We start from the raw sequence: 19,879 nt of genomic DNA on the forward strand, positions 1-19,879 counted from the left end.
AGGTACTAATCTTGATTGCCGGAATAGGCATGGCAACCACTGCGGGAGTGATGATTGTCATAGAACGGGAGGACTGGACGAGCGATGAACAAAATGTTGATTCCGCTGTTGGGGATGTTGGTTATCTGTTTATTGACAGCTTGCGGCAGCCAGCAGAATCCCCAAGCAGGTGCAGGGCCAAAGAGCGGAATGGAATCTGCCGGTTCCCAGCAGGCTGCTGCGGTGAAGGTTGAGGTTTCGCAAGAGGAGCTGGCGAACTATGCTCCAGGAATGAAGGAAATCTATGAGCGTGGAAAGCTGCGTGTAGCGATGGTTTCCACGGATCGGGAGCCCTTCTTCTACGTCAATGCCGACGGCAAGCTTACGGGCAGCGATGTGGATATGGCAACGGATATTGCCGCCAAGTTCGGGGTAGAGGTTGAATTTCTGCGAACCGCTCAATCCTTCGATGAAGTTGTGAATCAGGTGGCGTCGGGGGAAGCGGACATTGCCGTTTCGAAGTTGAGCGCCACGTTATCCCGTGCGAAGAAGGTGCTCTTCTCACAACCGTATGTTACCCTGCGCCAGGGACTGCTTATCAACCGGCTGAAGGAGGCGCAGCTGGGCGGCTCAAACCAGAATTTGCTGACTTTGCTTCAAACCGCTCCGCTGAAAATAGGCGTTATCTCGGGAACCTCCTATGTCGGGTTTGCCAAGGAATGGCTTCCTAAGGCAGAGATTCACCAGTATGAAACACCTCCCAAATCAATGGATGGAGCGCTTCAGGGTGAAATAGATGCAATTTTCTATGATGAATTGCAGTTGAAGCGATTAATCGAGAGCAACCCTAAATACTCCATTGAGCTTCAACTCATGCTGATTAAAGACCAGACCGATCCCATCGCCATAGCCGTACCGCCAAACGATATGCAAATGCTCGCATGGGTGAATCTGTATCTGGAAACCAACCGTCCGATCGTAGACGGACTCCTGCACAAATACGACATTGGTGAGGAGAAATAGGGTAATAAGTCATGGTTGACTCCCTTGGACCATGTTGCTATAATCAATTCATAGTATTCAACTTGGTATAATTAATATTCTGTTTACCGGACCACCGGAGACACGTGATTGTTATAAACGTAGTCTCTTTTGTTTTTTTCGGTACTGTACCGGAATAGTTTCAAAAGTGGCCCTATATCCTAGGTAATGCATCGATGGAAAGGAGTCGTGGTATGGACAATGCAGCGAGCGGGGGGAACGGCAGGGGTAAGAGAATGAGGATTCATTACCAGACTCGCAAGCAGTTATGGTGTTTGCTGTTTATAGCGCCGCAGCTTGTTCTGTTTTTGTTGTTCACCTTATATCCAATCATTATGAGTTATGTGTATGCCTTCTTCGACTGGAGCGGCTTCGGCAGGCTGGATGATTATGTGGGTCTGGACAACTTCAAGGAAACCCTGTATGACCCTATTTTCTGGAATGCGTTCGGCAACAGCCTGAGCTTTATGCTGTATGTTGTCGTCATTCAGGTGCCTATGGCATTATTGATGGCTTTGCTGCTTAATGCGCAATGGTTCAAAGGGAAGACTGTTTACCGGGTGATTTATTTCCTGCCGGTAGTAACGACAACGGCTGTGGTCGGTTTGGTCATGCGTTTTATATTCGGAGCGTACAAGGGACTTGTCAACGAGGTTCTGATGCGGCTTGGGCTGTTGAGCGCTCCGGTAGACTTTCTCGGCTCCATCGATACCGCCTTTTTTATAGTCGTACTGGTCGGCATCTGGAAAAGCTTCGGAATGAAGCTGATCTACTGGCTCGCCGCCATCCAATCGCTGCCGAAGGATGTGTTCGAAGCGGCCAAAATCGACGGGGCAGGCCCTCTTCAAATGCTGCGTTACATTACAGTTCCGCTGCTGCTGCCGGTCGGAAGCGTCATTTTGCTTATGTCGGCCGTCAATGCCCTTCATGTATTCGATCTGGTCAAAGCGATGACGGACGGCGGTCCCGCATTCAAGACGGATATGGTGGATGTTTATATTTACCGGTATGCCTTCTCGGGTTCGGGAGAAGCCAGGGTCGGCTTCGCATCGGCTGCCGGCGTTCTCTATGGAATCGTGGTTATGATCATATCGCTCGCTTTGGGGCTATTCGTCAAACTGACCGGAGGCCGCAGAAACGGCAGCGTATAGATGGAGGAGACCAATATGACAAAAAAAATGAAAAAGCGGTCGCCGCTGATCCTGTTGGCTCATTTGCTGCTGATTGGCCTCGGCATCGTGTGGATTTACCCCTTCCTGTGGATGATCCTGGCTTCATTCAAAACCAACACCGAGTATATCAGCTCCGGAATTTCATTATGGCCGGAACACTTCCAATTCGGGAACTATAAGCGCGCCTGGGACACGGCCCAATTCTCCGTTTATTTCTGGAACACCGTGCTGATTACGGTCGCTGTCGTCGTGATTGTGGTCGCTGTTTGCTCCATGACCGGCTACGCGGTCGGACGCTACCGCTTCAGGGGGCGTTTGATATTCATGTCCGCGATTACTGCAACGATGTTTATGCCGCAGGGTTACACAATCATTCCGATTTATACCCTCATTAACCAGCTTGGATTGAATAATACCCTATGGGGTGTCATTCTGGGAGAGGTTGGCGGAGCCCATGTGCTGTTCATCCTGCTGTTCGTCGCATACTTTCGCGGACTGCCCAAGGAGCTGCATGAGTCGGCTGAGGTCGACGGCAGCGGTTTCTTCCGGACCTTTGTCCAGATCCTGCTGCCGCTGTCCAAGCCAATCATCGCAACAACGGCTATTATGCAGTTTATGTTCACATGGAATGCTTTTCTGATTCCGCTTGTATTCACACTCGGGAAGCCTGAGCTGCGTACGCTTGGGGTCGGGATGTTCCAGTTCGTCGGTGAAAATTCGATGGACTGGACAGGAATGGCGGCGGCGGCGAGCATTTCCCTTGTCCCCATCCTCGTTGTGTTCCTGCTGCTGCAGCGTTATTTTATCGAAGGTGTCTCAGGGGCCGTAAAGGCTTGATGGAACGGTGGCTCAACGTTTGCACACGCGAAAGTCTGCTTTCTCACGGCGCCGTTAATAAATTTTAGATGGAGGAACAACGAACATGAGGAAATATAAGTGGAAATCGATATTGGCCATTGCATTGGGAACGGTCATGCTCCTATTGGCAGGCTGCTCGAAGAATGCGCCGGAGAATGCGCCGAATAATGCTGCTGCGGCCGGAGACGGCGGAGAAAAAGTGATCTCGGTATGGGGCTTAAGCGATTTTCTGAAGGGCGACGAAAGCCCGGGCCAACGCATGATTGCGGAGTTCAATGAAAAATACAAAGGAAAGATCAGGGTGGAAGGACGTTACATGCCGGCCGCCGAATATAATACAGCGATACAAGCCGCGATTACGTCCAACGATATGCCTGATATTTTTCAGACGCCGTCCGGCTCCGATATCCGTACCTTCGTAGCCAATGGGCAAGCGATGCCTTTTGACGGGCTGGTGTCGGATACGTGGAAGGATAATTTTGTTCCGGGAAGCTTCGCCGAGGGCGTGAATGTCATTGACGGCAAAACCTACAGCTGGCCGCTTACCGGCCCGCAGCTGAACTACATTCTGTACTACAACAAGGACGTGCTGAGTCAGGCCGGCCTGGACCCGGAGAAACCGCCCGCAACCTGGGACGAGCTGACGGCAATGGCCAAGACGGTTACGGACAAAGGCAAAGGCGACGTGTTCGGATTCGTCTTTGGCGGCGGAGAGTCCGGCGTCACGAATTTTGTCAATGCTTTTGCTGCGGGTGTAGCCCCGGAGGAGTCGGGCGGGTTTAACTATAAGTCCGGAAAATATGCTTATGATGGCAAAGCGACGCTGGATTCCTTCAATCTTCTTCAAAAGCTGAAGCAGGACGGCAGCATTCTGCCTTCATCCTATACGATGAAGGGGGCGGAAGCAGCGACCCTGTTCGGGCAAAATAAAGCGGCTTTCCTGATTGACAGCCGGGCCCGCATGTGGCTGGTCAAACGGGATACACCGGATGCGAAGTTCGGTCTGGCGGCGGTCCCGACTCCAGGCGGCAGCAAACCGACTTACTATTATGTGCCGGCCAATCCTACGGGCTATATGATTTCGGCTTCAACCAAGAATGCCAAGGAAGTCGGAACCTTTCTGGAGAATGGATTCACGGGTCCGATGTTCTACGAGAAATATTTGAACAGCGGCGTGGCGCTCACCCCGATCGAGAGCATCAATAATAACGCGTCATTGTATCCATATCCGGAGTTCGATACCTTCATTCAGCTTCATAAGGACCTGCTCAAGGTAAGGCCTGATTATGCAGTGAGAAATCCGCTGACGGCCCAGGTCATCGTGGAGCTTGGATCCATCGATCAGCCTAAGATCAAACCGGGATTTAATGATATTCTCCAGTCCTTGCTGTCGGGTGCCCAAACAGACCCGCAGGCTCAATTAAAAGCTTATACCGATAAATTGAACAAAGGACTTGGCGATGCGGTCGACAAAGTGAAGGCATCAGGCGTCAATGTAGGATTGAATGATTTTGCATTCCCGAATTGGGATCTTGCCAAAGATTATACGGCAGATGACTATAAAGCTTTGAAATGATGACAAGCTGGAGGGGATCGGAAAATGAGCAACAGCATCCTATTGATCTCGGATGAGCATAACCCTTTTTATTCGTCGGTTTACGGCCACAGCTTTCTCCGTACGCCGAATCTGGAGCGCTTGGCCAGGGAGGGCACGTTGTATGAGAATGCCTACTGCCCTTCACCGTTATGCTCTCCGAGCAGATCCGCGTTCATGTCCGGCAGGCGCGTGCATGAGCTGCAGGCTTACAGCAACTGCAACGTCGGGCTTCGGTCCGATTTTCCGACATATGGAGAAGTGTTGAAGGAACAGGGCGTCTACACGGTTCATTTCGGCAAAACGCATGTGTATGACCGGGCAGAAAATCTCGGTTTCTCGGAAATACATTACAGCAAGGACGTGAAGCAGCCCGGCGATATCAACTTTGTCCGCCGCCCGCTCGCCATCCGCGGGGATGCCGCAGAACGGGCACAGGGCTTCGGCATCAAGGAGACAGCCTTCGACGATGATCTGAAAGTGATGAATGCTGCGCTGGACTGGCTGAAGCATGACGCGCCTGCCTTGAAGCAGCCCTGGAGCTTGACGATCAATTTGTTAAACCCTCATTTTCCCCAATGGAATACGCAGGAGTTCTGGGATCTGTATCCCGAAGGCGGGGATTTGCCGCGCTACAGCAAGGATGAGGACAGCGCCAGGCATCCATATGCCCAGGATCTGCGGGATCATTTCCAGACTGATCTGTTCACAGAAGAGCAGGTGCGCGGACTGCGAAGAGGGTATCTTGGCAATGTCAGTTTTATAGACCGGCAGCTTGGCAGGCTTATGGATGCCATGCAGGAGGGCGGCTGGAATGACAATACGAATGTCATCTACACCTCGGATCACGGGGAGATGCTCGGTAAATTCGGCATGTGGTGGAAATGCTCGCTGTATGAGGATTCCGTGCGAATTCCGTGCATTGCGGCAGGCCCCGACTTCGTCAAAGGAGAACGGGTGACCACGCCGGTAGATTCCCACGATATCCAGGCTTCCTTATTCTATGCCGCCAAGGCGGACAGACCGGACAATTGGTCCGGTCAGTCTCTGCAGACGATTCCTGCGGAGGACAGCGAGAGAGTCGTCTTCTCGGAATATCATGGGCACGGAACCCGCGGAGGGGGATATATGCTCCGTAAAGGGGATTGGAAGCTGATCTTCAACATCGATGCGCCCAATCAGCTTTTCCAGCTTCGCGACGATCCGGATGAGCTCTATAATATGTATGGCGAGCATCCCGGCAAAGCGGCTGAGCTTGAGAGCGAGCTGCGGCGCATCTGCACGCCGGAGCTCGAAGACGACAGGGCTCATGAATTTCAGCGGGCACAGCAGCGGATTCTGCAAGCAGAAGGTCATTTGCCGGGGGGGTAAGCCGTATTGAATATCAAAAAAATCGCAGAAAATTGCGGGGTATCCGTCTCCACCGTTTCCCGGATTCTGAACAACAAGCCGGATGTGAATATAGAAACCCGCGATAAGGTCATCCAATTCATGAATGAGCACGGATTTCGGCCTACTGTGGTCACGAACCGCCAGGATACGATCGGTATTATAACTCCCGCTATTTCCTTTCCTGAATATATGGGAGAATTGATGAACGGAATTATGGAGACCTCATATTCGCTGGATATGCATTTGACCTTAATCCCTTACGCAGGCAAAGCTCTGCATGAATCCAAGGATATCGCGCACTTTTGCCGTTCGGCCGGCCTGCAGGGGCTATTGGTTATTAACCCGCCGCTCAAGTCCGGATTGCCTGACTCCCTCGTCCAATTCGGTATTCCGCATGTCGTGCTTGCCGCATCCTATCCGGACTCCGATATTACCTGGGTGGATATCGACAATGTGGGCGGCTGCCGGGAAGCGGTGCGGCATCTCATCCGGCTTGGGCATAAGCGCATTGCTTTGTTCCATGCTCCGATCCTTCATCCCTGCGACAGGGATCGGGTCAATGGCTACCAGGAAGCAATGCTGGCAGAAGGCCTGCAGGTTGATCCGAAATGGATACAGGAGCTTGATCCCCGTGAGGACCAGCTGCAAACCGTCAAACATATGCTGCAGGAAGCCGGGCCGACGGCTATATTCTGCACGACATACAGGGGAACATTGGCTGTCAGCAGCCAGCTGCAAAAGCTGGGGATCCGGGTGCCGGACGAGATCTCTCTGGCGGGCTTCGGGGATTATGCGGTATCGCCCCTCATGAATCCGCCGATGACTACGGTGCATCAGCCGATTTACAGCATCGGCCAAACCGCAGTAACGGCTTTCGATCAATTGCTCCGGCAGAAAACCTATAAGAGAATCCAGACGACACTGCCGACAAGATTAATTGTCAGGGATACGACAAAAGAAGCTTCGGGATTGTCATAACAGGCCACCGGGCCAAAGGAGCAGCTGACTATGAGCAAACAAACCCGTCCAAATGTCATTGTTTTCTTCACAGACCAACAGCGCTGGGATACAACAGGCGTGCATGGCAATCCGATGGGTCTTACGCCCAACTTTGACCGTATGGCGCAGGAAGGAACGCATATCGCCAATTCCTTTACATGCCAGCCTGTGTGCGCACCGGCCCGGTCATCTCTGCAGACCGGTAAATACGCCACATCGACCGGCTGCTACCGGAATTCAATTCCGCTTCCGGAGGACAGTCAGACGCTGGCTCATTATTTCTCCGGCTCCGGTTACCGCACAGGGTATATTGGCAAATGGCATCTGGCTGATGAAGAGCCCGTTCCTGCGGGGAAGCGGGGAGGCTATGATTATTGGCTGGCTTCCAACCTGCTGGAATTTACTTCAGATTCGTATGACACCGTCATGTACAACAATGACAACGAACCGGTCAAGCTTCCGGGATACCGGGTGGATGCGATAACGGATGCCGCGATACGTTATATTGACAAGCATCAGGAGGATCCGTTCTTTTTATTCTTGTCTTATATAGAGCCGCATCACCAGAATCATCTGGACAATTATCCGGCGCCGATCGGCTATGAGAGCCAATATACAGGCAAGTGGACTCCGCCGGACTTGACCGCATTGGGAGGAAGCGCTCCCCAGCATCTGGGCGGCTACTACGGCATGGTCAAACGTCTGGATGAAGCTTTTGGCCGATTGACGGATACCCTTCGGAGTCTGGGGCTGTCCGACAATACCGTTGTTCTGTTCACCTCCGATCATGGCTGCCATTTCAAAACGAGAAACAGCGAATATAAGCGCTCCTGCCATGACAGCTCAATCCGGGTGCCGACGGCTATCACCGGTCCCGGTTTTAAAGGAGGCGGGCAAGTGCAGCGGCTGGTCAGTCTCATTGATCTTCCGCCGACGCTGCTGGATGCAGCAGACATTCCAATACCGGCTTCTATGCAGGGCTCGTCCATACTTCCGGCAATCAGGAAGGTCGAGGAAGAACGGCCGGATGATGTTTTTGTGCAGATCAGCGAGTCGCAGGTGGGGCGTGCGCTGCGCACTTCACGCTGGAAATACAGCGTATCCGCTCCTGACAAGGATGGGTGGGAAGACAGTGCCTCGGATACCTATGTGGAGCAGTTTCTGTATGATCTTGAAGCGGATCCTTACGAATTGACCAATTTGATCGGGCTCGACGCTTATGACCGTATTACCCGGGAGCTTCGCGGACGGCTCACAGAAAAGATTTTACAAGTCGAAGGATACGCTCCCGCTATTATCCCGGCGGAAACGAGGCCTTCTGTGCAGCGCCGTATATCGATACACGAGAAATAAACCTGGTTGTGACGCTGAGACAAGCTCGGCGAGCCATACCCCAAACAAATAAGCCTCCGGACTGCCGGGGGCTTATTTGTTTGGGGTAATTTGCCATTGCCGGGATAAAAACGGCATATGGCTGTCCGCTTCCAAATTACCAGTCAGACAAGCTGATCACGAAAATATATGAAAACGCTCTTTTATTATATTTAAACTCGGGAAACGAGATAATATTGTGGCTTTAATCTTTATGTAATATAAAATAACATGATCTAAAATTATATAGACTATATTTAGAGGAATTGAATGGAATGGAAATTGATGAAAACGGTTGTATATAGCGAATTTAAACGGATTTTTAAAATTTTTCTCTATTAAAAAATCTCATATACATCATATTATTTATGTGATATATTATGACAATATAAAAGGAGATGGTAGAAAACATGACATAATAGGGGCGGTTTAAAATAGTGTTCCGGATTGATTTGTCGAACTTGAAGAACGTTATTTTTTTATTACATTAAATGAGGTTGACGTACAACCAAGGAGGAAGCCATGATTAAACCCTTTTCTAAATATGCAAGCCCGCTTCTGCTCAGCGTCTCGTTGGCAGCTGCGATTTTCAGTGCTCCGTTCGGAGCCCGCAGCGCTTACGCCGAGGACATCGTTCCAGTCGTTTCCCCTGAGGTTTCAGCGGCCGTTCAACTGTCCGGTCCGACTGCAACCGTTGTCAATGAGAACTTTAATGTGAATGTATCCTTGACCGGCGCTGCAGGCGATGCGACAGCTGGGAAATTTATTTTTGAATATGACCAAACTTTATTTGATTACATACAGGCGGCATCTGCAAACCCTGCAGTAAGCATTGCCGGCGAGAACAAGGAAGCCGGCAAGGTTACGATCGTGGCGACGGATACGGCTGGCAGCCTGACTCAAACCGGCGCTGTGCTCTCGCTGACTTTCAAAGCGAAAGCGGCAACCGACATCAGCGGAATCACCGGTTTTGTAGAGCTTGGACTCTCGGACAGGGGTACAGTACAGACTCCTGAGCAAGCCCTTGCCTTGCGGATTTCCGGCACCGCTCCAGGCGACCTGAACGGCAACAGCTTTATCGACGTAGGAGATCTTTCTATTCTGATCAAATATTTCGGCATCGCTTCGCAGGACGAGAACTGGGCGCTGGTCTCGTCGGCGGATTACAACCATACCGGCACGATCGATCTGCCTGACCTGGCTGCCCTCGGCAAAATTGTTCTTTATGACAGCGGCGAGTCGTTCCAGCTGATGGAAGCCGATATTATGAGCATTCAGAATGCGATGGCTGCAGGCAAGCTGACCTCGGTGCAGCTGGTGCAGATGTATCTGGACCGGATCGCTGCTTACGACAAGCAGGGCCCGACTATTAATTCGCTGATCACCATTAATGCGGATGCGCTGACAACGGCGGCGGCTCTGGATGAGGAGCGCAAGACAAGCGGCCCAAGAGGCCTGCTGCACGGTATTCCGATTATCGTTAAGGATAATTACGATACGACGGGCATGCCTACGAGCGCCGGTTGTACCTGCTTGAAGGACAATCAAACGCAAACCGACGCTTTCATGATTCAGAAGCTGAAGGCAGCCGGAGCGATTATTCTGGCCAAAGCCAACCTGAGCGAATTTGCCATTAACACCGATACGAATAGCTCCCTGGGCGGTCAAACAAAAAATCCATACGATTTGACCAAAAATCCGGGTGGATCCAGCGGAGGTACGGGAGCGTCCCTTGCTTCCAACTTCGGGGTTGCCGGTCTCGGTACGGACACGGGCGGCTCGATTCGGATTCCATCCTCCTATAACAGTATAGTCGGCATCAGACCTACGATCGGGCTGACCAGCCGCGACGGGATCATTCCGCTCGCCTTGACGCAGGATGTTGGCGGACCAATGGCCAGAACGGTATCCGATGCCGCCATTATGCTTGATGCGGTCAGCGGCTATGATCCGGCAGATGTCGCAACAGCGGCCAGCATTGGCAAAAAACCGGCCAGCTATACCCAATATCTGGTGAAGGACGGACTAAAAGGCGCCCACATCGGACTTATCAGAGACAAAGCGATAACGGGCAGCAACGAGGCAGTGCTAAACCTGCTGGATCAAGCGGCTGAAGATATGAGAGCGCAGGGTGCGACGGTTGTTGATGTAACCATACCGGAAATCGACAAGATTATGGGTTATCCAAGTCTCAGCGGATTCGAATTCAAGTTTCAGCTGAATGACTATCTGGCCAAAAAGGCTGACCCCGCCGTCCGTTATCATACTCTTTCGGACATTATTGCATCCCGTACGGATTTCTTGCCGTCTCTGGCAGGTACGTTGAATACAAGAAATAATATTCAGGAGCTGTTCACGCCGGAGTATAAGGATATTGTGTTGTTCAGGCCACAAACCACTCAGCAAAACCTGCTTAAAGTGATGGCTGACAATGATCTGGACGCACTGCTGTATCCGTCGACTTCTGGCCCTACAGGCTCAAACGCAGGCAGTGCAAACCGTCTGAGTCCGTTCTCCGGCTTCCCGGCGATCAGCATACCGGCTGGCTTCGTTACAACCGCCGGCACTCCAATCGGTATTGAGCTGCTCGGCCGTCCTTACGAAGAAGGCGAACTGATCAAGCTTGGTTACTCTTATGAGCAGGCGACGCACAATCGTGTAGCGCCGGCAAGCGTACCCGCGCTGCCTGTCAATTAATCCCGGCATCGCGGCGGTAATCCGATTCAACTAGGAAGGGACGATGGAGGACGGAAACGGTTGATCAGCAGCCCTTTATCGTCCTCCTCGTCAGAGCTTGTCGCCTGTTTCACCTATAAGAGAAAGGAAGAACCTGTATATGGCGCGTAAAAGACTGATCCTGATTACAACAATATGCCTGGCGATAGCCCTCATGCTGCCGCAATTCGCGATGGCTGCGGCCAGCTCCCCGTCCTTTTCTGTGGAAGCCTCCAAGAGCGCCTTGAAAAAAGGTGAGGATGTCACGGTTACCGTAAGGGGAACGGGTCTCCAGGATGTATATGCTTATGAACTTCATCTTTATTTCAACTCCAGTCTGCTGGCATTCAAGCAGGGCAGCGAGACATCGACCGTGGTCGGCTTCAGCGCTCCGGCCACCGTATCGGAAACAGGAGGAGCCCATGTCGTATTTGCCCATACCAAGACAGGGAACGGGGCAGGCGACAGCGGTTCGGTCGATCTGGCAACGTTCACATTCACAGCGGTGAATGAAGGCGATGCCGAGCTCAATCTCAAAGAGATCCAGCTCATTGATTCGAATCTTTCGACCTCATCGGTTGCAAATAATTTTACGACTTCTGTCGAGGTGGGATCGGGGAGCATTTCCAATCCCAATCCGGACAGCGGAGGCGGAACCGGTCCGACAGGTCCTTCCGGTCCTTCCGGTCCTACAGGACCAACGACACCGGCAGTTGATCCCGTAACCGTAACTGCGGATCAATTAAAGGATGACGGACAAGGCAAAGCAACTGTTGAGCTGACAGGTCCCGCAACAGCACTCAAGCTGCCCGCCGACACAGCGGATTTGCTTGGGAGGACGCTGCTAAACGTGGTTGCTGGCAAGGCGAAGCTGGAAATTCCGGCTGCTGCCTTCACGCAGCTGAAGGGCCAGTTGACTGAGGCGCAATTAAAAGACGGCTCATTCCTCCTGACGATCAATCCTGCGGCAGCTGCCGATCCGGCCAAATTCGGAGCGGATACCACAATTGCCGGCTCCACTTACGAGCTTACGCTTCAGTGGATTGCAGCGGACGGCAGCAGCTACGATATCCATGAATTCAATGAGCCGTTGACCATCCGGTTGGCCGTTGACGCTTCGATCAATCCGAAGCTGGCTTCCATCTTCTATTTGCCGGACAGCGGATTGCCTGAGTTCATCGGAGGCACATACGAAAATGGCGAATTCGCTGCCCAAATCACTCATTTCAGCTCCTATGCGGTGCTGGAGATCAACAAAATATTCTCTGACGTTCCAGACAGCCACTGGGCTTCCGAAGTCATCAAGGAGCTGTTCGCCAAGAAAATCGTTACCGGCATCAGCGACACCAAATTCGAACCGGCCCGCAATGTGACCCGCGCCGAATTTACGGCACTGCTTGTGCGGGCGCTCGGACTGACGGAGGAAGGCTCACCGGCATTTGAAGACGTTCCGGCGGATGCATGGTACGCCGCTGATGTCGCCGCCGCCTTCAAAGCGGGCATCGTTCAAGGCGTCAGCGAAGCGAAGTTTGCTCCAGGCGCCAACATCACCCGCGAGGAGATGGTGACACTTGCAATGCGTAGCTATGAAACGCTGAACGGCAAGCCTGCGGGAGCAGCGGTTGAATCGTTCAAGGATGAGGCTTCGATTTCCACGTGGGCTCTGGGCTATGTGAAAGAAGCAGCTTCGCTCGGTCTGGTTCAAGGACGTGCGGCTGGAGAGTTTGTTCCACAGGGCAGCTCGACACGCGCCGAAGCCGCGCAAATGATTTACCGTTTGCTGAACAAATAGGATAAGGATCGCCAGTTAAGGCGATAACAGGCGTTCCCGTGGCGTAAGCCGGTTGAGGGATCGCCTGTTTTTTTGTATTCTTATGCTTCCTCTACAATTTAGCGATACGTTCAAGACGTTCTTTCGCTCTTGAGATACCGAGTGGGAGCTGAAGCTCCTTCGCAAGCAGAAGCGCTTGTTTATAATTGGCAATCGCTTGATCCTGTTCATGCTGGAGGGCCAGGATATCTCCAATTGTCAGCAAAGAAGAAGCGATTGCTCTTTTATATCCCATTTCTTGGGCGAGGACAGATGCCTGGGTCGCGTGCTTTAAAGCGCGCTCGATATCTCCTTGTTTCATATATATGTCACTTACGAGCAGATGATCGAGAGGCTGGTAGGGCCTAAAACCGGTTTCCTCACGCAAGGTCAAAGCTTGCAAAGCATATTGGAGCGCCTCCTCCAGGGTACCTTGGCTCAAAGCATGATACGCCAAGTGGCGGGAAGGCTCTGTTTTTTCATACGTATGGTTGAACTGCTCGGCAATCCGGTAAGCCTTCTCATAATGTTCCAATGCTGCTTGCAGCTGCTGCCGGCGTTCATAGACGGTACCGATGAGAAAAGTGGACTCGCTTATTCCCCGCGTATCGCCCAATGCTTCACGCAGCTCCAAAGCCTGCTGTTGGTTGGCAAGGGCTTCATTGTATTGTCCTGAGGAACTGTTTATGGTGGAGCTGGAGTTTAAATCAACAAAATAATGAGCCATCCCGAGCAAGCTTAAGGCATCAGCTAATCCCTGACGATCATTCGCCTCCTCAGCGAGTTGCCTTGATTCAAGCAGCGTTGAAAACATCATCTCGGAATCTGAGTTCGTATACACATACTCGATCGCGAGAATTTTACCTTGCTTCAGCAGCAGCTTTAACCGCTGCGGGCGCGCTTCATCTGCTGCTGCCACTTGAAGTGAAGTTTGCAGGAGATGTCTCGCATCTGATGATCGCCCAAATGCATGGTATGACTCGGCTATCTCACCCAGCGCTTCAAAGGCAGCTGAATATTTTTGACTGATTTCGCTGTAATGGACCAGAGAGGCTTTCATATTGTGTTCCCCTTTCGAATTATGGTAAGTCGAGATACTATGATAGTAGAGCTCTATAACAGCGGGGACAATAATCAAATCCTTATATCTGTTGTATAATTAACATCCGGTCTATTTTGTTGAGAAAGCGGGATATGTCCAGAACATAGAGGAAGTATTTGGAAGAAAGGGGCGTGCGGGATGGCAGTTACAAGAAAAGGCGAGGATCGCCGCATACAGCGGACTTGTCAGCTGATAAGGACTGGTTTTGTAGAAATTATGCGCGAAAAGGGTTTTGCTGCGGTGACCATACAGGATATTGCCGACCGCGCCAACGTCAATCGGGGCACATTCTACATTCACTATACAGATAAATACATGCTGTTGGATGAGATCGTACGTGACAATTTTGGAAAAATGCTGACAGATGCGCTTCCGCCCGATCCGCATTGGGATAAGAGAACGTTGCAAATTATTATTTTGACCGTTTTGAGCTGTTTTGAGGGCAAATACCGGCATCAGCAGCCTTCATCGCGTTTCCCGGCACTTCTCCTCGAACGGACTATTAAGGAAGAACTGAAGAATTACCTCTTCCAGCTGATCAAGCAGGATCGTGATGGCGATACACAGGAGCTTGCGCGATTGGAAGCAAGGGTGCAGGTCGTCAATTGGGCGATTTTTGGGGCGGCCATCCAGTGGGGGCAGGAACCGGTCAGGATCGCCAAGGAACAGATGGCTGACGCCATCCTCTCTGTCATTGTGGATGGCACAATCCAGCCGGTTTCTGCAGATGAAAGGCAGAATAGATGAACAATTTCGGTTTTTTTTCCGAGAGTATTGGATGCTGCGGGGAATTCAGAATACAGGTCTGCCCGCGAAGAACTTCGATTGGAATGGGGGCATATTCAACCGGTTTTCCTGTTGCATATGTGATCGCAGAGGCGATATCCGGCGGCGTCAGCGAGTTACTGGCGAGCTCGATCGTCCTGCCGATGAACTGCCCGGGATTCCGCAGCGTACGCCGGACGAATGCTCCGATATCATCAACCGCTATAAGATTGACAGGAATATCAGATGCGACTGCTTCTGCATAGATGCCATTGCGGATTGCGGAGAATGGGCTGATGTAATTCTCCATAAAGAAGGTGAGTCGCAGAACGGTAGAAGGCAGACCGATTGCATGAATATGCTTTTCGATTTCCCATTTGGCAACAGTCCGGAAATGCGATTGCGCCTCTGCTCCGCTTGCCGAAGAATAGACAAAATGCTGAACATTTCCCGCGGCATCTGGCGATAACGGTTATTAATTCCAATAGCGGGCATCCGGCTGGGCAAATCCGGCAGAATGGCTGCCGCAATCCTTGTTGGCTTTTATTGAAAGATTAACGTCCGTGTCAGCTCCAGCCTGAATGAGAGAGCAACATGGCAATACCCGCCTCGTGTTATAACTGTAGTCAGACAGGTGCGCACTTGTTACACATAAGAGGAGCTGGGAAACTATGAGTAAATTGAGCGGCAAGGTAGCATTGGTTACAGGCGCAAGCCGGGGAATTGGGCGTGCCGTTGCGGCAAGGCTGGCAGAGGAAGGCGCATTGGTGGCCGTTCATTATGGCAAGAACCAGGATGCTGCGGAAGAGGTTGTCCGCGGGATCGAGCAAAGCGGAGGTTCAGCGTTCGCGCTTGGGGCGAATCTTTCATTTTCCAATGGATATAAGATTCTGTTCGAGAAGCTGGATGAAGCGTTGAAGGAACGAAGGGGCGTTACTCAGCTTGACATTCTGGTTAACAATGCGGGTATCGGTCTGTCTGCAGCGATTGAGGAGACAACGGAAGCCGCCTACGACGAAATAATGAGAGTCAATGTAAAAGCGCCGTTCTTCCTGACCCAACAGGCGCTCCCGCGATTACGGGATGAGGGGCGCGTTATCAATCTGTCATCCGCTGTGACAAGAATTTCCCTGCCGGCTCTTGCTGTATACAGTATGACCAAGGGAGCGATTAATGCGCTGACACTCGCATTGTCCAACCAGCTTGGACCGCGCGGAATAACGATCAATGCCATCCGGCCCGGCTTCGTTGCCACGGATATGAATGCCGCGGTGCTGCAGGATCCTGCGGGAGAGAAATTCGGTGCGGATTATTCGGTCTTTGGAAGATGGGGGCAGCCTGGAGATATCGCGGATATTGCTGCTTTTCTGGCTTCCCCGGACAGCCGCTGGGTTACCGGGCAGCTGATAGACGCCAGCGGAGGGTCCCATTTGTAAATCGTCAGGATGCTTTTGTTAAACCGCATGGAAGAGGAGCCCTTCTGCAGAGAAAGGCTCTTTTTTGTTTGCAAAACGGTGTTTCAGCGTACAAGCGCCGTCTCTAATTCTTTTTTGCTTCATAAAATATGTTTACAGGATACCGTTAGATAACTTGGAGGGATAACCATGATTCTGGAGACGTACGAGCGGGACTTTATGACGCTTTTGAACGGAAGAATAATTTATCGGGACAGTCTGCTTGATGTGGGCAGCGGCCTTGGCACAATGCTCGAATATATGAATTTCAATCATATTGTGGCGATGGATATCCACCGGCCGTATTTAATCAACCGCCAATATAACGGAAGTCATGTAATTCCGCTTAACGCCGACGCCCATCAGATGTCCCGGCTGTTCGTCCCCGGTTCTGTATCGGCGGTTTCGTTCATCGACTCGATTGAGCATTTCACGAAACAGGAAGGCCTGGCGCTGCTGCAGAGCGCAGATGAAATTGCCAAGCATCATGTGATTGTGTTTACGCCCAGAGGCTACTTCCCTCAGGATGACGTGGATCATTACGGAATGAACGGGGAAATATTTCAGGCGCACCACAGCGGCTGGGAGGCGGAGGAGCTGGATAGTCTCGGTTACGATGTGATCATCATGAAGCAGTTCCATGGCCCGGAGAACCTGGCCTTTATGCGGGCATTCGGCAGCAGCCATGAGCGGGTGGATGCTTTGCTCGCAATCAAGACCAAGCTTTAGCCATTTTCTCCCCATGAGTGACAATAAAGAAGCGGAACTAAGTTTTCCCAAGGACACGGTTGTAGCATGATACAACCGTGTTTTTTTTGCGCTTGACGACTATATCGGCTTACGATACAATTACTACGTAAGCCGATATAATGGTAACCGTAATAGATGGAGGTGGCCGCATTGCCGGAAAGCACTGAAAGAGGCGCTTTAACTGAAGCTGTGTTCTATATTCTGCTGTCTTTGTTCACACCCATGCATGGGTACGGGATTATGCAGAACGTGAAGGATTTAAGTCATGCACGGGTCAATCTTGGTGCCGGTACGCTGTATGGAGCGATTAATACCTTGTCCGAGAAGAAATGGATCACACTCCTCGACAACGAGAAAGATTCCCGCAAGAAACAGTATGTCATTACTGACCTGGGAAAATTAATGGTTCGGGATGAAATAGCCAGACTTAGAGAACTGCTCATGAACGGAGAACAGATAGCAGGGGAGGAGCAATAATGGAACATATTGTACGCAAAGCCTTTTGGGATTACGAGAAGGAAGAGCAGTGGCTGAATGAAATGGCCGCAAAAGGATGGGCGCTTAAGGGGTATTCCTGGTGCAAATATGTCTTTGAGGAAACTCCGAAGAACGAATATGTGTACCGGATTGAGTTTTTGGATAATCTCCCCGCTCATCCCGAGAGTGGTGAGTATATTGCTTTTCTGGAGGAGAACGGGATCGAGCATGTGGCTTCCTATACCCGCTGGATTTATCTCCGCAAAAAAGCGGCCGAGGGCGAATTTGAGCTGTACACCGATATCGGATCAAAAATAAAGCACTACGAGAAAATAAATACATTTTGGACAACATTGGCGTTGGCAGAGTTTGCAGTGTGTTTGGTGGAAATCGTAATTGGACTTAACCAGTCCGGCCGTTTATTCATTCTGAATCTCGTGCTCAGCTGTATGCTGGCCATAATGGGAATTCTGCTGCTGGGACTGGGAATCAGGATCAGGAAGAAAATCAGAAGGCTTCATCAGGAGAAAGCGATCAGGGAATAACCGGTTTTGGCGCAAAGCAAAGAGCATCGCCGCCTCGAATGGGGGAGCGATGCTCTTTGCTTGTAGCTTAATCTGTGCCCTCTAACCCTTGATGCCCGTCGTGGCAATGCCTTCTACAAAGTATTTCTGGGCCAGGAAGAAGACGAGAATACAGGGCAGAATAGCAACGACCGACATGGCGAGCACCTGATTCCAGGGGGCGCTGCTGGAATTGTCGAGCGCCATTCTGAGCGCAAGCGCAACGGTATATTTTTTGACGCTGGTAATGTAGATCAAGGAGTTGAAGAAGTCATTCCAGGTCCAGATGAATTCGAAGATAGCAGCCGAGACCAAAGCGGGTTTGGCAAGCGGAACCAGAATCCGGACCAGGATGACAAAAGTGCCGGCACCGTCCATTTTGGCCGATTCGTCAAGCTCGCGCGGGAGCCCGCGAAGAAACTGCAGTATCATGAAGACGAAGAAGGCATTCGTCGCGAGTGCCGCCGGAACGATAAACGGATAATAGCTGTTCAGCCAGTCCAGATTCTTGAACAGAATATATCGCGGAATGACGAGCACGGCCTGGGGAAGCATCAGCGTCGAGATCATCAGCGTGAAGAAAAGCTTCTTCAGCGGAAAATTGAATCTCGCAAAGCCGTACCCGACAATTGTGCTTGAGACTACGGTCAGCAGAACCGTGGGAATCACGAGCTTCAAGGTGTTGATGAAATAAAGCGTAAAGGTATACTGGCCGGCGCCCATCCAACCCTTCCGGTAGGAATCCCACTGCGCGTGGCTTGTCCACAAGCTCAGCGAGCCGAAGATTTCCTGATTGGATTTGAGCGAAGCTCCGACCAGCCATATGAGCGGATAGACCATCACTAAACCGAACAGGCACATGAAAAGAAACAAAACCGTTTGTCGTGGCAGGACACCTGTATTCATTTGCGGTCACCTCCGTCTTCATAATGCGTCCAATAGCTGGATGATTTGATGACAAGGGCGGTGATGGCGAAAATGATAAGAAACAAAATCCAGGATAGGGCGGAAGCATAGCCCATTTTCAGAAACTTGAAGCCTTCATCGTACAGCTTCATGCCATAGAGATAGGTGGACTTCAGCGGTCCGCCGTCCGGCAGAATAACGAATGCGCCGGTGAATTCCTGGAAAGCGTTCACGGTTTGCATAATCAGATTGAACAGCAGGATCGGCGTCAGCAAGGGCAGCGTGACGGAGAAGAACATCCTGATCCTTGAAGCGCCATCCACCCGTCCCACTTCGTAAAGCTCGCCCGGCACCTGCTTTAATCCTGCGAGGAACAAGACCATTGAAGACCCGAACTGCCAGACGGCTAGCGTCGAAATGGTGAATAACGCGATATGCGGATTGCCCAGCCAGTCGATTGCCGGTATTCCGACATAGGATATCATCTGGTTCACGATGCCTTCCTTCATGAACAGAAAACGCCAAAGCACGGCGACGGCAACACTGCCGCCGAGGATGGAAGGCAGGTAATAGATCGTCCGGAAGAAATGAACACCTCTCATCTTCACGTTCAGGATAACGGCGACGAGCAGGGCGAAGGATACCTTCAAGGGAACGGCGATCAGACTGTATATGAGCGTCACCTTCAGCGACTGTCTGAACATATCATCTTTTGTGAACATAGTGATGTAATTATCGAACCCGATCCATTTGGGCGCGCTCATCAAATCAAACGATGTGAAGGAATAATACATGGAAGCAAAGAAAGGGTAGAGCTGAAAAATAAGGAAACCGATGATCCAGGGGCTGATATACAGCAAGCCTTTGTATTTCCCTGATATACGTTTTTGTCTGTTTACAGTTTGCATTTCTCTCCACCTCGGGTGTTCGT

The 19,879-nt window shown here is 51.3% G+C and carries 17 protein-coding genes and 1 pseudogene; 14 read left to right on the forward strand and 4 right to left on the reverse strand.

The annotated features are described in order from the left end of the window. The first annotated feature begins 84 nt into the window (after positions 1–84). From AC0YNV_RS04580 to AC0YNV_RS04620, 9 genes are all read left to right on the forward strand, one after another. Complete coding sequence (locus AC0YNV_RS04580; RefSeq protein WP_475766222.1) at positions 85–1,002, forward strand: ABC transporter substrate-binding protein; 918 nt, start codon at positions 85–87, stop codon at positions 1,000–1,002. Between the two features lie 212 nt (positions 1,003–1,214). Then, entirely contained in the window at positions 1,215–2,171 is a 957-nt protein-coding gene (locus AC0YNV_RS04585; protein ID WP_475766224.1) for a carbohydrate ABC transporter permease, read from the forward strand. 15 nt (positions 2,172–2,186) lie between these two features. Further along, on the forward strand, positions 2,187–3,029 hold the full coding sequence (locus AC0YNV_RS04590) for a carbohydrate ABC transporter permease (protein ID WP_475766225.1): 843 nt from the start codon (positions 2,187–2,189) through the stop codon (positions 3,027–3,029). Positions 3,030–3,114: 85 nt separating this feature from the next. Continuing rightward, complete coding sequence (locus AC0YNV_RS04595; protein ID WP_475766227.1) at positions 3,115–4,626, forward strand: ABC transporter substrate-binding protein; 1,512 nt, start codon at positions 3,115–3,117, stop codon at positions 4,624–4,626. Positions 4,627–4,650: 24 nt separating this feature from the next. Beyond that, positions 4,651–6,015, forward strand: a complete 1,365-nt coding sequence (locus AC0YNV_RS04600) for a sulfatase family protein (RefSeq protein WP_475766228.1) — start codon at positions 4,651–4,653, stop codon at positions 6,013–6,015. 6 nt (positions 6,016–6,021) lie between these two features. Beyond that, entirely contained in the window at positions 6,022–7,014 is a 993-nt protein-coding gene (locus AC0YNV_RS04605) for a LacI family DNA-binding transcriptional regulator (RefSeq protein ID WP_475766229.1), read from the forward strand. A gap of 30 nt (positions 7,015–7,044) precedes the next feature. Beyond that, a complete protein-coding gene (locus AC0YNV_RS04610; RefSeq protein WP_475766231.1) occupies positions 7,045–8,388 on the forward strand; it encodes a sulfatase family protein in 1,344 nt (447 codons plus the stop codon). A 540-nt stretch (positions 8,389–8,928) separates the two neighbouring features. Further along, positions 8,929–11,103, forward strand: coding sequence for an amidase family protein (locus AC0YNV_RS04615; protein WP_475766232.1), 2,175 nt, complete (start codon positions 8,929–8,931; stop codon positions 11,101–11,103). Between the two features lie 139 nt (positions 11,104–11,242). Further along, positions 11,243–12,913: an S-layer homology domain-containing protein gene (locus AC0YNV_RS04620; protein WP_475766234.1), complete on the forward strand. Its 1,671-nt coding sequence runs from the start codon at positions 11,243–11,245 to the stop codon at positions 12,911–12,913. Between the two features lie 91 nt (positions 12,914–13,004). Here the strand turns inward: AC0YNV_RS04620 and AC0YNV_RS04625 are convergent, their stop codons facing one another. Then, positions 13,005–13,991 carry a tetratricopeptide repeat protein gene (locus tag AC0YNV_RS04625; protein WP_475766236.1) on the reverse strand — a complete coding sequence of 329 codons (987 nt, stop codon included), beginning with the start codon at positions 13,989–13,991 and terminating at the stop codon, positions 13,005–13,007. Between the two features lie 180 nt (positions 13,992–14,171). Between AC0YNV_RS04625 and AC0YNV_RS04630 the strand changes: the two genes are divergently transcribed. Continuing rightward, positions 14,172–14,780, forward strand: coding sequence for a TetR/AcrR family transcriptional regulator (locus AC0YNV_RS04630; RefSeq protein ID WP_475766238.1), 609 nt, complete (start codon positions 14,172–14,174; stop codon positions 14,778–14,780). On the opposite strand, the pseudogene AC0YNV_RS04635 reads toward AC0YNV_RS04630, so the two are convergent. Then, positions 14,725–15,243, reverse strand: a pseudogene (locus AC0YNV_RS04635) (NmrA family NAD(P)-binding protein); the annotation flags it as partial. The gene AC0YNV_RS04630 and the pseudogene AC0YNV_RS04635 overlap by 56 nt on opposite strands. A 226-nt stretch (positions 15,244–15,469) precedes the next feature. Between AC0YNV_RS04635 and AC0YNV_RS04640 the strand changes: the two are divergent. The 4 genes from AC0YNV_RS04640 to AC0YNV_RS04655 all read left to right on the forward strand — a co-directional run bounded on the left by AC0YNV_RS04640 (position 15,470) and on the right by AC0YNV_RS04655 (position 18,024). Continuing rightward, on the forward strand, positions 15,470–16,234 hold the full coding sequence (locus AC0YNV_RS04640; protein WP_475766240.1) for an SDR family oxidoreductase: 765 nt from the start codon (positions 15,470–15,472) through the stop codon (positions 16,232–16,234). Between the two features lie 168 nt (positions 16,235–16,402). After that, positions 16,403–16,981: a class I SAM-dependent methyltransferase gene (locus AC0YNV_RS04645; protein ID WP_475766241.1), complete on the forward strand. Its 579-nt coding sequence runs from the start codon at positions 16,403–16,405 to the stop codon at positions 16,979–16,981. 171 nt (positions 16,982–17,152) lie between these two features. Next, positions 17,153–17,479 (forward strand): PadR family transcriptional regulator, encoded by a 327-nt coding sequence (locus AC0YNV_RS04650; RefSeq protein ID WP_379112655.1) that lies wholly within the window; start codon positions 17,153–17,155, stop codon positions 17,477–17,479. Next, positions 17,479–18,024 carry a DUF2812 domain-containing protein gene (locus tag AC0YNV_RS04655; RefSeq protein WP_475766243.1) on the forward strand — a complete coding sequence of 182 codons (546 nt, stop codon included), beginning with the start codon at positions 17,479–17,481 and terminating at the stop codon, positions 18,022–18,024. The genes AC0YNV_RS04650 and AC0YNV_RS04655 overlap by 1 nt, the downstream gene beginning before the upstream one ends. Positions 18,025–18,105: 81 nt before the next feature. Here the strand turns inward: AC0YNV_RS04655 and AC0YNV_RS04660 are convergent, their stop codons facing one another. Further along, positions 18,106–18,948 carry a carbohydrate ABC transporter permease gene (locus AC0YNV_RS04660; RefSeq protein WP_475766245.1) on the reverse strand — a complete coding sequence of 281 codons (843 nt, stop codon included), beginning with the start codon at positions 18,946–18,948 and terminating at the stop codon, positions 18,106–18,108. After that, positions 18,945–19,856 (reverse strand): carbohydrate ABC transporter permease, encoded by a 912-nt coding sequence (locus tag AC0YNV_RS04665; protein ID WP_475766246.1) that lies wholly within the window; start codon positions 19,854–19,856, stop codon positions 18,945–18,947. The genes AC0YNV_RS04660 and AC0YNV_RS04665 overlap by 4 nt, the downstream gene beginning before the upstream one ends. Positions 19,857–19,879 lie beyond the last annotated feature (23 nt).

Source organism: Paenibacillus sp. JT31N11, assembly GCF_056269285.1.